General features: G+C 68.3%; 9 protein-coding genes. 5 read left to right on the top strand and 4 right to left on the bottom strand.

Annotation, left to right across the window (positions count from 1 at the left end):
- On the bottom strand, nucleotides 1-6,641 hold a 6,641-nt coding region (locus ACFO5K_RS25505; RefSeq protein WP_449289696.1), incomplete at its 3' end, for a WXG100-like domain-containing protein.
- A 363-nt stretch (nucleotides 6,642-7,004) separates the two neighbouring features.
- On the opposite strand from ACFO5K_RS25505, the gene ACFO5K_RS25500 reads away from it, so the two are divergent.
- The 3 genes from ACFO5K_RS25500 to ACFO5K_RS25490 all read left to right on the top strand — a co-directional run bounded on the left by ACFO5K_RS25500 (nucleotide 7,005) and on the right by ACFO5K_RS25490 (nucleotide 8,375).
- Nucleotides 7,005-7,388 (top strand): hypothetical protein, encoded by a 384-nt coding sequence (locus ACFO5K_RS25500; protein WP_378568081.1) that lies wholly within the window; start codon nucleotides 7,005-7,007, stop codon nucleotides 7,386-7,388.
- 61 nt (nucleotides 7,389-7,449) lie between these two features.
- A complete protein-coding gene (locus tag ACFO5K_RS25495) occupies nucleotides 7,450-7,935 on the top strand; it encodes a DUF6301 family protein (RefSeq protein ID WP_378568079.1) in 486 nt (161 codons plus the stop codon).
- The gene (locus ACFO5K_RS25490) at nucleotides 7,932-8,375 is read left to right on the top strand and encodes a TY-Chap domain-containing protein (protein ID WP_378568077.1); all 444 of its coding nucleotides are present in this window, start codon (nucleotides 7,932-7,934) and stop codon (nucleotides 8,373-8,375) included. The genes ACFO5K_RS25495 and ACFO5K_RS25490 overlap by 4 nt, the downstream gene beginning before the upstream one ends.
- 88 nt (nucleotides 8,376-8,463) lie before the next feature.
- On the opposite strand, the gene ACFO5K_RS25485 is transcribed toward ACFO5K_RS25490, so the two are convergent.
- The 3 genes from ACFO5K_RS25485 to ACFO5K_RS25475 all read right to left on the bottom strand — a co-directional run bounded on the left by ACFO5K_RS25485 (nucleotide 8,464) and on the right by ACFO5K_RS25475 (nucleotide 11,591).
- Nucleotides 8,464-8,784 carry a hypothetical protein gene (locus ACFO5K_RS25485; RefSeq protein ID WP_378568075.1) on the bottom strand — a complete coding sequence of 107 codons (321 nt, stop codon included), beginning with the start codon at nucleotides 8,782-8,784 and terminating at the stop codon, nucleotides 8,464-8,466.
- 117 nt (nucleotides 8,785-8,901) lie between these two features.
- Nucleotides 8,902-9,699 carry an ESX secretion-associated protein EspG gene (locus ACFO5K_RS25480; protein ID WP_378568073.1) on the bottom strand — a complete coding sequence of 266 codons (798 nt, stop codon included), beginning with the start codon at nucleotides 9,697-9,699 and terminating at the stop codon, nucleotides 8,902-8,904.
- Nucleotides 9,696-11,591: a hypothetical protein gene (locus tag ACFO5K_RS25475; protein ID WP_378568071.1), complete on the bottom strand. Its 1,896-nt coding sequence runs from the start codon at nucleotides 11,589-11,591 to the stop codon at nucleotides 9,696-9,698. The genes ACFO5K_RS25480 and ACFO5K_RS25475 overlap by 4 nt, the downstream gene beginning before the upstream one ends.
- Before the next feature lie 253 nt (nucleotides 11,592-11,844).
- On the opposite strand from ACFO5K_RS25475, the gene ACFO5K_RS25470 reads away from it, so the two are divergent.
- Entirely contained in the window at nucleotides 11,845-13,344 is a 1,500-nt protein-coding gene (locus ACFO5K_RS25470; protein ID WP_378568069.1) for a hypothetical protein, read from the top strand.
- A 43-nt stretch (nucleotides 13,345-13,387) separates the two neighbouring features.
- A complete protein-coding gene (gene dtd, locus ACFO5K_RS25465; RefSeq protein WP_378568067.1) occupies nucleotides 13,388-13,831 on the top strand; it encodes a D-aminoacyl-tRNA deacylase in 444 nt (147 codons plus the stop codon).
- The last annotated feature ends 5 nt before the right edge of the window (nucleotides 13,832-13,836 follow it).

Below are 13,836 nucleotides of genomic sequence, written 5' to 3'. Positions count from 1 at the left end.
CACGGCTTGTACTCGCTGCCGTCCAGATTGCGCAGCGGCAGGAACTCACCGGCCTGATCGGCGATGCGCGAGGACAGGTGCCGCAGAATCGGCACCAGCTCGCGGTTCTGCCACATGAGCAGACCCTCTTTGAGAATTCGTGCCGGGTTGAACTTGACCTGGAGCTGGTCGTATTCCCCACCGGGCACGCCAGGGGTCGAGTCCTTCGCCGAGGTCAACGGCAACCCAGCGCTGTGCCCGAGCATCGACTGACCGGCACTGTCGATACTCGATCCCGAGGGGTACTTCGGGTTGTCACCGTAGTAGCCACGATTGGCGATCCGGTCCCAGAGCCTGCGCAGCCAGCCCTTCTTCGGCGCCACCTCGGCAGCCTTCTCGGTGGTCGGGGCGTAAGGCGCCGGTGCGGGCCGCTCGATCGGTTCGAGCTGCCAGGTGTCGGGCCCGTCGGCCACCAGCCGCGCCAGCATCTTGTCGCCGTCGACGTCGAGTGAGAGCAGGCGGTCGTCGAGTTCGGTGCGCAGGAGGTGGTCCAGGTGCGCCAGATCACCGGCATCGCGGCTCACCGAGGCGCGCAACCGGTTGATGTCGTCGAGGGCGCGGGTGAGGCCCGGATCAGCGGGCAGTCCCAGCCGGGCAGCCCACCGGCGCGCGACGGCCGCACGCACCGCCCGCTGCTGTGGCTCGGTGGCGGCCTCGGCATGGCGAACCGCCGAGGCGAACGCCTCCACCGCGCCCGCCCGCAACAGCTGACGGTAACGAGCGGCATCGAGAGAACCCGGATCGGCGGGGTCCACTCCGAATCTGGTGGCGAGCCGGTCCTGTACCCGCTGGGCGGGCTCGACCCGCGAGCCGCCGGGCTGCTGTGTGCCGTCGTCGGGTGGCAGCACCGCGGAGGGCCGTAGCGGCTGCGCTCGAGTGTCGGGCTCCGGTTCGGTGCCGAGCGGAGGCCGTGAGTCGTCTTCGAGGCCCGCTCGGCGCAGATCGTCGGCGATGCCGGCGCGTGTCTCGGGATCACCTTCGACCCGCCACTGATCGAGCCCGTCCTGCAGCTCGTCGGCGTCGAGCGGCTTGTAGTCGTCGGGGTACCGCATGGGGGCACCCAGCTCGGCGTCGGGATCCAGGGCACTGTCGAGGAATCCGCGCGCACGGGCCATGTCGGCGATCTCGGCCAACGCGCCGAGCGGATCACGTTGCCTGCTCAGCGAGTCACCGAGACCGAGCGCTTCGGCCAGGCGGCGGACCTGCTCGGCCTGCTGGGAGGTCAGCGGCGGCGCGTCGGCGTGCGCCGAGGGCGGGAGGTCACTGAGCTCCCGTAGGAACCGGTGCACGTCGTCGAGGGAGGCACTGCGTTGCCGCGTGCCGGTGGACGGGTCGCCGGGGTCGGCGCCCGGCCGGTCGAGCGCGGCGTCACCGGGAACCGCGAGGCCGGCGGGCGACTCGGGCAGGCCGCGGGACGGCGACGACGAATTGCGCGCAGGCGGCTCGGGTTCCGGACTCGACGCGGTGGGCGGCCGGGCAGGCGGCTCGGCATCCTTGTCCATGTAGTCGATCGTGTCGTCGTCGGCGCTGCGGTCCAGTGCGTCCGGATCGGCGCCGAACGGCAGCGGGACATCGGCGAGCACGTCCACGCCGTCGCGTCGGAGCAGCAGCTCGGTGACGGTGACCTTCCCGTCGGCGGCGGTGTGCACCAGTCGGTACTCGACCTGCAGCGTGCCGTCTGCCATCGCCGCACGCAGATCGGCAACAGCCGCGGTCAACGCGCGACCCTCTGAGCCCTCGGGGTCGATGCCCCGTGCCCGCATCTGGTCGGGCGTCTCGTTGAGAATCCGCGCGAGGTTGCGATCCATGTTCAGGGTGCGCCGCAGGTACTCCGGCGAGCCCTGCTCCGCCTGGGCGGTTTTGGAGCCACCGAGGACCGAGCCGACGCCTTTGGCCTCCACGATGACGAGTTTCGGCGCCGAGTCGTCGTCGGCGCGCGGAACGTAGGCGGCGATATCGACCACACCGGCACCGTCGAATGCCCCTTCGAACGGCGACAGCAGCAACGCGCCCGGCCTGGCGTCCGGGTCGAGCGCGAAGTCGATACCGGCTACCTCGCCGAGCGTTTTGGACGCCTGGATCATCTTTCGACCGTCGTCGTTGTAGTCGCGGGCGGTGTCTTCCAGCTCGTCGACCCGAATTTGCCTGCGGGTCTGTTCGTCCGGGCTCAACGAGGTATCGGTCTGGATTTCCCTGCGCAGGCTCTCGATCACGTTGGTGAGGCGCTTGGGCGCGAGTTCCTTGGTCTCCTTGATGCCGAACTCGGCCATGAGCGGCTCGAGCTTCACGCGCACGCCGTCACGTTTGGTCTGCAGCGCGAGGCGCTGCTTCGATGCCTCGGCCAACTCGGCGGCCCGAGCGGGGTCCTTGATCTGATGTGTCTCCGAAGCCCCTTTCAGCGCGTCGTACAGGTAATCGGCGTTGCTGAGGTGGTCCTTGACGAACGAACCGTCGGTTCCGTGCAAACCGAAGCTGACATTGCGCTTGGTGCCCGCCGGATCGTCGACGTGATGCCAGGTCCCATCCGGGTCCCGGTAACTGTCCAGCCGATCCCCCGGTCGGCGCAACAACCCGTCGTCGCCACGAACCATGCCGGGCGGCACCGGGTCAGCGGCGGCACCGGCTGGGACGACGTCGTCGTCATCGCCCATGAAGTCGGTCTTCGGGTACTCGGTCGAGACCAGCCGCGGTGCGGCGGAATCGCCGTCATCGCCGACCTGTTCGAGGTCGGCATGCCGCAGTGGCGGGACCCGGTCGGCGCCTTCGTCGATGATGTGGCCCGCGGTGCTCTCGGTGCCCTGCAGCACGCGGGTGCAGTTCGCGCAGCACGGCGCTTCGACCCCGCGACTCGGGACGAAGGGCGAGTTGAGGATCGACGACAGACCATCGTGGTCGGTCGGCAGTCGATCCTCGGGCCCTCGTTGCTGGTTGAGCAGTTCCCGGTCGCGCATCGCCGCGTTGGTGCCCCGCACTTCGGCGTGGCCGAGCGGGTTGTCCGTGTGCGGGAACCGGGTGAGGTCGTGGTTGGTGTAGACGTCGTCGGGGTTCTGGTATCGGGCGATGTTGTCGCGGACCGTGCTGTGCAGGTCCGACGGGTGGATGCGCTGCGTGGACGGGCCGTTGGCCGCTTCGTAGACACGGCCGGTCAGGCGGTCGATCGTGACCGAGCTGCAGTTGCCGCGCCTGGCCGCGGACAGTGTGTCGGCCACCGCCCGGTCGAGCTGCTGCTTGGCCGAATCCCCGGTCTCGGCGGCCGCTCTGTCGGCCGCTAGGAACTGGTCGAGCTCGATCTTGGCCTGCTTGGCCCGGTCCTTGGCTTCGGTGGCGGACTGCTCGGCCTCGCGCAGCCGGTCCGCGGCACCCGCCTCGGCATTGTTCAGCGCGTCGCGGGCCTGCTTGAGCCGCTGCATGGCGTCGCGAACATCCTTGCCCGCCTGACTTTTCTGGACCTCCAGCGCTTCCTGTCGCGCCTTGTGGTCGTCATAGGCGGCGACCGCCTCGGGGTCGACCCTGGCCGCGTCGACGAACGCTTGGCCGCGTTCGGCGCTGAGCCGCCGGGAGAAGTCGTCGATCGGCTCGCCGTCGACGTGCGTGATCCGGCGGGGATCCCCGCCGGTCTGTACCCGCGGATCGTTCATGTCCAGGGCACCGAGCAGGTGCGGCTCGATCCCCGGTGTCCGGTCCGCGGGCGCGTGTACCGTTCCGGTTCCGGGATCGAGGAAGGTCATCGCGGCCGGGCGGGTCGGCGGCGGGTCCTGATCGCTCATGAAGTCGACCAGTTCGCGATCCGGTGGTGGGCGATCACCGTCGAGGGTGTCGAGGTCGCGAGTATCCGGCGGATCGGAATCCACCCGGGGCGTGGGAGTCTCGCTGGTAGTGCTCGCCGTCTCGGGACTGAACGTGCGCCACTTGCCACCGCGGTCGATCACCGGGTCCGAATCCGGTTCCCGCCGCACACCGACCCGGTCGGTCGGCGCGGTGACATCGACACCGAGCTGATCGGCGATGTACTGAGCCCAGCCCTTGCTGTTGCCGGAATGGCAGGCCAGCAACCGGACAGGGGTGCCCGGCACGTAATCCGGGTTGCTGCGGATCGCGTCGACGATGTGGCGCGGGTGGACCGCGTCAGCGTTGCTGGGGGTGAGCGAACCATCTCGGCGCCCGTGCACGACCACATCGTGGGCACCGTCGTTGCGGACGTTCTGGCTCACGCGATGCGTGCGGGCGTCCTCGCCGATGGCGGTTCCGGTCGGATGATGCACCACGCCTTGGCCGTTGGGCAGCCGGGTGTCGTAGGCAGGCTGATCGGCGTTCTCGTCCGGGCTCGGCTGCTTGCGGTCCTGCCCCGCGTCCGCGCGGTCACGCGGCGACGCGGGGTCGTCGGCCCCGGCGCGCCCGGGTCGGGCCGTATCCGGCCCCGGCCGTGCCGGGCCGGCTCCCGGATCGGCCCCGACGATCGGCACCACCGGTGGAATCGCCGCCGACGGATCGGGCTCGGGCCGGACTTCGGAATCTTCGGCACGAACCTGTTCGCCGGTGACCTCGGACCGGCTGGTGCGCGTCGGCGGCGCTTCGCCGGGAGCGGCCTGCAATCCCTGCGCGGGCGTGTCCACCACGCGCGCGCCGGGCTGTTCGCTGACACCCGCCCGGCTTTCGCTCGCAGGCCGGCTCGTCGGCGCACCGGAGTCCTCGGCTGCGCCACGCGCATCCGCCGGCTCCGGCGTGCCGACCGAGGTACGGTCGGCCACTTCCGGTGCGCTGGAGCGGATATCGGAGCCGGGTTGCGCCCGGTCCGGGAGCCCGGACCGCACGTCCGGTCCAGCTGGACGTGCCGCGGGCTGCGAACCCTGATTCGACGTCGACTGCTGACCGGCACTCGTCTGCTGACCCGGGTTCGATTGCGTCGGCGCGCTGGGTGATTGGCTCGGCGCCGTGGACGCGCCGGCCGTGGGTGTCGCCGCCTGGCCGGTCGCGGGCACCGGAGGGGCTGCCGCCGCGGGACCAGTGCCGACCACACCGGCACCGACGGGTGCCCCCGTCACCTGCGTCGTGTTCCGGTCGGCCGACTGGGTGTGGTCGGCTCGGTCGGCGGGCCGGTCGCTCGACTGCGCGTCGGTACGCGTCCCCTCGCCCGCGCTCGCACCGTCGGCCTGCTCGGCCTCGCCTGCGCGCGCTCGGTCCTGACCCGATTCCGCCTGGGCCGCAGGGCTTTCCCCGCCAGCCCTGGCGCCGGCCTCCTGACGACCGCCGTCACCCGCTTGCGTTTGGCCGTTCTGCGCTTCGGGCTTGGACTCCTGTCGGCCCACACCGGCTTCGCCACCGGTGGTCTGACGATCGTCACCGGCTGACGAATCAGCCCTGCCCCCATCGTTGTTCGTGGAACCTTGTGCGGCGCCTTCGGGCGACTGCGAGCTACCGGCCGGACGGATCGACTGGCTGTCACCACCGGCACCGGCCCGGGATTCATCGGTGCCCGCACCGCCCATGGTGTCTTTGCCCGCACCGGCGCGCACCCCGTCGTCGCCGCCGGCACCGGTCGCGTCGTCGCCCGCTCCCGCCCGGCCGTCACCCGCTCCGGGCCGGGTGGCCGACCCGTCGTTACCCGCGCCCGAACCGTCGCTCAGGCCGAAGTTCCCGAGGTCGTAACCAGGTCCCATCGCTTCGCGAATCTGCGAACTGAAGCTGGGCCGGTTGAACAGGCCGGGAGCCATATTCGACAGCGCGGTGTTCGCCCCGGCCTTGTTCAGACCCGAGATTCCGCCGTTGCTGGCACCCGCGCTCCACATGAGCGGATCAGAGGCCGCGGTCTGCAAGTTGTCCCAGGCCTTGTCCCAGCCCTGCGTGAAGCCCTCGTAGCCGAACTGGCCGAGCATGCCGCCACCAGCGCCGACCAGGCCCGCGCCGGTGCCGGTGATCGCGCCCTTGAGCCACGGTGCCATCCCGTCGCCGAGTTTTCTGCCGAGAAAGTTGCCGAACGGGCCAGCCGCGACACCACCGGCGGCGGAGCTGACCGCGGCCGCCTTGACCTGATTCCAGTCCACCTCCTTGCGGTGTCCCTGCTCCACCTGCCACTGCTGGGCCCCGAGTTCCTGCAACGTGCCGAGCGCGGTGTCGATCGCCACGTGCTGACCCACGAACTTCAGCACCCGCGTGATCACGGCTTTGGCCCCGTGCCGCAGGATCGCCGCCAGCACCCGCCCGAAGATGGTGCGTGCCACCACGCGCGTGACGGCCACAGCGGCCGCCTGCACCGCGGGCGCTGTGGGCGGAAACACCCATGCCGCAGCGATTTCCAGCGCCAGCAGAGCCAGCGACGACAGAAACATGATCTTGGTGTATTCGATCTCGGTGCCGGTCTGATAGACCGAGTCGCCGAGGATGTCGAACAGCTCGCCCAGCTTGGTCACCGACTGGTCGCCGCGGGCCATCCCCTCGAAGGCCGCGAGCATGTCATCGACACCCTCGCCGAACGGATATGCCTTGAACGCAGCAGCTTTGGCGTCATCGATGTCGTCGACGAGGCCACGCAGACTGTCGGCGGCCGCGCGCCAGTCCTCGGCCATGGCCCACATCTCGTCTTCATTGCCCTCCGGCCACTCCATGCCGGCAAGAATCGAGAGCCAATGCAGCCCGGATGGCAGATCGATCATGGAGGGCTAGGTCACCAGCTCGAGTCCGTGAACGTCGCCATCGCCCCTCATCCCTCCACCAGTGATGCCCGGTCGAGCACACCACAACTCTTTCGCCTGCGCAACAGAGTCTCAGGCACCGGCGAATCCACGGTGACGACAGAATGAACGCCGGGCAGCCGGTACGAACCATGCGCGGATGAACTTGACGACCAGCCGGAGCGCGCGAAGGATCGAGGTCTGCGGCGCACCGAGGGCAGGCGCGAGCGGTCGTCCGTCCCGACGAGCACCGCAGCTGGGCACATACTTCATGCTATCGAGAACGGGACGCACACAATGGAATTGACGCCGGTGGCGATGTACCGCGAGATGTATGAGGGCACGCACGACGAGCTGCCCTCGGTACACGACGCCCCCACCGGTGCCGTCGAGGACGACCGCGATCAGATCCTGGACTACATGCGCGGTGTCCGCGCCGTCTTCGATGTCATGGGCGAAGCCCAAGACCTGTTCACCGAAGGCGCCGACATCGAGGGCGGCCCGTCCCTCTATTCCGACGGTGTCTGGATCTGGCGCGAGGATTCCATCAAGTATCTCGCCGAACAGCCCCTCACCCTGCCCGCCGAATTCATCGAGCGGGTGCGTTCCTTCGACTATGTTCCCCAGCCGTTCGACACCCGCGATCCCGACTTCGACGCGGCATTCCTGTCGTACTTCTGAGTACGGTCCACCGCAAGGACCGCACCCGCGCACCGCTCCACAGATCAGGGAAGGCAAGCGAATGAGCACTTGGCCGACGATGCCCACAGAGCAGGCAGCCGACCTCGCCGGCGAGCTACGAGCACTCGATTGGTCATGGACCATGGACGACGCCCCAGCGGTCGTCGAACGATTCGGCTGGCACGCCGTCTCCAGCCGACCGCGGCGGATCATGCTCGACATCGGATTCGGTCCTGGCAGTGGCACGATCCAGGCGAGCGACGGCGAAGTCAACCGCATCGAGATCCAACTCACCGCCTACGCCGAAACGGCCGGAACGCCGGAACTGAAATCGGCTTTCACTGATTTCGCCCAGGCGATCCGTACGAAACTCGGTGAGCCGACCGCCTACGTCGAGGCCCCGTCCCCGCAGTACCGCTGGGCGGGGGCACAGGCCACCCTGGTGCTCGTCCTGTCCGCCACCTCGATCTGGTTGCACCTGGTCACCAACGCCCGCCTCGCCGACGACGACCGCAACCTCGAGCTCGACGAGCAGGGCCTGCTGTGACCGACTGGGCAGAGTTCGCCCGCGTGCTGGCCGATGAGTTGGCCGCCGCCCCCGACACCACGATCCTGGTGATCGGGGAGGCGGCACCGGCTGGTTCGCGGCGCTTCGCGCAGTTCCGCAAGGACAGCGATTCCGTACTGACCGAGCTGACCGGGAACGAATGGCTCGACCCGGCATCCCGCCCCGGCGACGCGGGCCGGCAGGCAATCACCCGAGCCGGCTGGAACGAACCGAACCAGGACCACTGCGACAACTGGTGGGCCGAATTCGCCACACCCGTCGGCACCGACCAGTACCGGCACATCGCCGCCATCACCGTCACCGGCCTACGCGACGGCTTCGGCATCACCACCCCCGCCGCGTTGTCCTACAAGGGGTGGGTGGAGACCTCCGGCAACAACCTGCACCTGCCGAGCCTGGGGATCCCCGACGCCGTGTGAGCCCGCCACCGGTCGCGGACCCGCGTAGCGGGTTGCGCGCCCGGGGCGCAGGTGATTCCCGAGGGACGAGTCGCCCGCGCGGATTCGGCTAGGTCAGCCCGTTGCGGTTGCCGTCTTCCATCCGGTCGATGTAGTCGGCGCTTTCGGTCTGACCGTCGGCGAAGTCCTTCATGGACGTGGCCATGGTCTTCACGTTGTTGCTGGTGTTGGTCCAGGAGGAGTTGTAGCCGTCGTTGCCGCCCGGGCCGTCGTGGAAGCTCTGACCGAGTTTGTCGTTGCCCCAGACGTTTCCGCGACCGTTCAGTGAGACATTGAGTGTGTTGATGATGTTGGTGAGTTGATTGCCGACGTTGCGCGACTTACCCGCCGCGGTCCGGAAGTCGTCGGCGTCGTACTCGAACTTGCCCATCGCCCTCATCCCTCCACGAGTGGTCGCTTCGAAGCACACCACAACTGGTTCGCGTGCGCAACAGCCTGACAGGGTGGAGCGAACCACCGATGACATCACTGTGAACGGCCGGCACCGCTAAGCGGTTGCCTCCCAGTGTGACTCCACGCGCGACATCATCCGCTCGATGGAGGCGTCGATCTTGCCGGTGAGATCGGCCCGGGACATGGGTGTGGCCAGCGGGTTCTCACTGGGCAATTCGATGACATAGCGACCGTCGGCGGGCAGGTCACGCCACACCAGGATGTCGCGGTGCATGCCACGGGATCCGAACATCGATTGGTTCTGCAGGATATTGATGGTGCCGGTGCGATCGGCGGCCCGGTCGAAGAATTCGGTGCTGCGCTCGACGATCGAGGTGTCGGCTTCCTCGAAGAACATCGAAGGTCGCTGTTCGTAGCCATTTTCCGTGCTGCCCGTGGCACCGACCAGGGGGATCACACCCCCGACAGCGGCACCGACTCCGGGCATCAGGTCGACGACCGCATCGGACAGACCGTGCGGACCGATGTCGATGACCGTGTAACCACCACTGTGCGTGGGTGTTTCGCCCGGCAACTGGTAGATCAGATAGCCGTTGGCGCCGGCGCGGGCAGCCCTGGCCTTGAGCCAGTACTGGGCGTCATCGCGTGCACGATCGTTCCAACCTCGCAGCCGCACATAGACTTCCGGCCGCTCCAGCACGTCGAAGACCGATCGGAGCGCCGGATCCGCGGTGTGCTGAAGGCGCTGCCAGGTCTGATATTTCTCCTGCTCGTAGTCCTCGTGCAGGCGAGTTCTGGTCTGGAAGGTGAGCGGACGCGGCAGGTCGGTGCCAACGAATCGCTGCCACAGCACCCGGAATTCGATATCGGTGAGTTCCCACTTCTGCCTCACGCCGTGGCCTCCGGTTGCGCGTGCGCGAGCGATGCGGAGCTGTCGATTCCGACCGTGTCGATCGGCGCTTCGATGACCGGAGTAGGCGCTTGGGCCGCCGACGACTCCGCGACAAGCCCGGTCAGTGGTGTGACGACCTCCTCCACGCTCGCCGGCAAGTTGGAGAAGTCGGGCAGCGAGGCGCGCGGGAAGGCTTCGGCCGCCTCGCTGGGCTGCTCGCCCGGTACCGACGCACCATCGGTGTTCGTCGTCGCGGTGTCGATGCCGAGTAGTTCGGCCAGGGGCGACAAGGCGGGGTTGTCCGCGATCAGCTGATTGATCTCCGGCGACTGCGACAGCACCCCGGCGAGGTCTGGGAATTGCTCGAGCAGCCCACCGATCTGGGTGAAGTCGGGCAGGCCGGAGCTCACCTCCGTGGCGGCCGGACTCGTCATCACCTGCTGCAGGGCGGTGGCCAGCGATGGCAGCGCCTGGGTGAGCGAGGAGACCGCGGAGGTGACCGCCGACATCACCGAGGACAGGATGCCGGACATGTCGCCCGACCCGGAACCCGCCGAACCCGACGCCGAACCGGTCGAGCCGCCTGAACCGGTCGAGCCGGAGACCAGACCACCGACCGCGCCTTGCTGTGCACCGTTCTCGCCCAGCTGTGCGCCGTTCAACTCCGCCGCGGCCTGCTGGGCGGCCTGCTGGGCAGCTTGCTGAGCGGCCACATTCGCGGGTGACACCGCCGGACTTCCATCTGCGGAGCCGCTGCCACCGGAACCGCTTCCTCCGGAGCTTCCACTGCCACCGGAGCTACCAGCACCGCCGGAGTTGTTGCTGCCGCCCGAATTGTTGCTGCCGCCGGAATTGTTGTTGTTGTTGTTGTTATTACCGTTGTTACCGTCCTGAGGCGTCGTCACCGGGCCCGCGGGCGCGGCGGGCTCGGCCGCCGCCGGGAACAATGTCTCGGTCCCCCGTACACCGTTGACGTAGTGGCGCTCGTAGCGATCCCGGTTCTCCTGCAGGTCGTCGTCGCACTTGTCCTCGGTGTCGACCGGCATACACACCTTCGTCGCGTACAACCAGTTCGCCGTGTACTCGAGATTCTCCTTCATCATGGTGAACGAGTCGCTCGCGGTCATCGCCGATTTCCCGAAAGTAGCGATCGCGGTGAACGCCGCATCACCACCCTGGCTCTCCCAGCGATCGCTGGTGATCTCGCCCAGCTTCTGCTCGAGGTTGTAGGCGGCGCCGTGTACCGCCTGCGCCATCGCTTCCCAGATCGGCGCGTCGTCGGCCACCTCTTGCCAGCCGATGCGCTGCCCGAGGTCGTACATGTCACGCCAGGACATGTTGTCGGCCGCCCGCACCGGGATGCGCACCCCGACCGGCTCCACCGTCGCGGCGCCCGTGTGCTGGGGCACCGTCGCGGTACCTATGTCGTAGTCGTGATCACCGTCGTCGTAGTTCGCCGGTTGGTAGTCGCCCGCCCGATCGACATGGCTACCGAGGTCCTTGGCGCCGGGCGCGGAATTCACACCTTCGAGCTCACTCTTGAGCGCGGCGATATTGTCACCGGATCCCGTATCGGTCTCGGTGTAGGACTCCCCGGCCGCCTTGAACAGCGAGACCAGGTCCTGCAGCGAGTCGATATAGCGGCCGAGCAGGTCCTTGGCCTGAGTCGCCTCGGCGACGAACTTGTTGCGCAACGGCGGGCCCGCGTCGACCTGACTGCCGCCGAGCTTGGCCTCGTCGTAGTTGTTGAGGTCGTGGTCGCGGAACAGGCCCTGGCAACCTTTGAATATCTCGATCGCCTCGCTGCACGCCTTGGCGGCCTCGAGCGCAGCCCCTGTCTCGACCTTGACTTTTGCCCTGCCGGCCAACCCTGACCAGGGAGAATCGCCCACGCTTACCGCTCCTCGAAGCACCCCACCGACGACCCTCGCGGTCGGCTCGATCGTTTCGCATTCTAGTGAGCGGTGCGAAATATGCACAGCCGCAAGGAAAATCCCCGCCCGCTTGTGGGTGAACACTCGGTTCGGCGGACGATCCGACAGCCGCTGAGGATCTGTGACAAACTCGATCGAAGCAGCGACGGCCGTTCGACGGCCTGGTACTACGATTGATGGGGCACGATTTGACGTCGCGAAGGAACTGCTCATGACCGACCTGAGCGGCCTCGAACGGCGCGTTGCGGCAGATCGTGCCAACACCAGGAGTCAGGCGCCCGCCGACTTCCTGCGTTTGGCCGGTTCACTGACCGAACTCGCCCAGGGGTTACTCGCCACCCGCGAGGATCCGTCGGGGCGCGACCGCACCGCCGAGGCACTCGAACCCGCGCAGGAAGCGGTGGCGATCCGGCTGCACTGGCTCGTCGGCGGGTACGTCAGCTACGAGTACGCGGGCGCGTTGCAGGATTCGCTGCGGTTGTTCGAGCAGGCGACACGGCTGGTCGGACACCGTCAGCTCGCCACCAACACCATTCGCAGTGCCTGCCAGGCTTACCGGCAGGTCGCCCAGGATTATCCCGATGTGTCGCCGATGTGTGCCGACGGGTTGTCCAAGTGCGGTGTCTGGTTGATGCGCCTGGACCACGATGCCGCCGTGGCCGCCACCGAGGACGCCGTGCGGATCAGGGCCGCGCGCTACGCCGCCGACCCGGAACAGCCGGGCAAGTATCTGGCCAGCTTGAGCACGCTGTTGCGCACGATGATGGTGGGGCGTTCCCGCAAGCAGGCCATCGCCAGTTACCGCGCGCTGTACTCGGAGGTCACCTCACCCGCGAACACCGCGCGGCTGCGGGAAACGCGCATCGAGGACCTCGACCTCACCGTCAAGACCACCCAGGCGCTGAACAAGCTCGGCGCCCAGACACTGGAACGCGCGGGCAGGCTCACCCAACAGCAGATCCTGTACCAGTCCGGTGGCGACCTGGCGACCATCGACGAGATCAACTGGCGGCTGGCCCTGGTCGGTCTCAAGCCGCTCGCGGCCGGTGCGATGCCCGAGCCGCCCTCGCGACCGGTGGAGATCACCGCCACCTACGGTGCGCTGGCCGTGCGCTGTTCGGCGCCCGACGGGCTCGCCCAGGTGCGGGCGGCGATCATCGCCGCCTACGCGGCCGACGGCGCCGAACCCGTCGACGCGGGCCGCTTCGCCGGGGTGCACGAAAAGCACTGGGGCGTCAAAGCACCCAAGATCAACCTCGGCACCCAGCTCGGCACCGACGTGGTGCTGGTCGAAAAGGCTTCGGGTAGCTGGATTTCGGTGAAGAGCTTGAACTGGGAGATCGGCGCACTGGGCAAACACCCGATCGCCGTGGCCCTTTCGGCGAAATGGCCGGTGCTCACGGTGGCCACCATCGAGAACATCTCCTACGAGCTGTGCCTCTACGACAACGGTGTCGCCACCCAGTACGCCGCACTGGGCCGACCGGCCGGACAGGCGCCCCTCGACACTCCGCTCGCCCCACTGGATTTCGCCACCCTGGCCGACTACGGGGCCGACTACGCCTCCGAAACCCAGGTCCGGGCGGCCTTCGGCAACGCCGCGATGTTCGCCAAGGTCACCGAACTGCCCGGCAGCGGTATTCGCCAGGCCGCGGAGAAGGGCCCGCTCACCGACTTCGGTTCCGACATCCTGTTCTTCGGCCGGGACTGACCCGACCGGCGGCACCGCCCGGCCACCCGGCATGATCGGGGCTGTGCGAGTCCTTCTGCAGCGGGTGACCAGCGCTCAGGTGAGCGTCGACGACGAAGTGGTGGGCCGGATCGACCCGGCCGCGGCCGGCGCGCCACACGGGCTGCTCGCGCTCGTCGGCGCCACCCACACAGACACCGACGCGACGGCGAAAGCCTTGGCCGACAAGGCCTGGCGCTTGCGCGTCCTCGACGGTGAACGCAGCGCCGCCGACCTGAACGCCCCCATCCTGGTGGTCAGCCAGTTCACCCTCTACGCCAACACCGCCAAGGGCCGGCGCCCCTCCTGGAACGCGGCCGCACCCGGCTCTGTCGCCGAACCCCTGGTCGACACGTTCGCGAACACGTTGCGTGAACTCGGTGCCACCGTGGCCACGGGCCGCTTCGGCGCGCACATGCAGATCCAGCTGACGAACGACGGCCCGGTCACCGTCCTGCTGGAGGGCTGACCGGG

The organism is Nocardia halotolerans (assembly GCF_042650145.1).
In the GTDB taxonomy this organism is placed as follows: domain Bacteria; phylum Actinomycetota; class Actinomycetes; order Mycobacteriales; family Mycobacteriaceae; genus Nocardia; species Nocardia halotolerans.
Note: the sequence above shows the minus strand (reverse complement) of the source record. Positions and strands in the feature narration are given on the sequence as shown.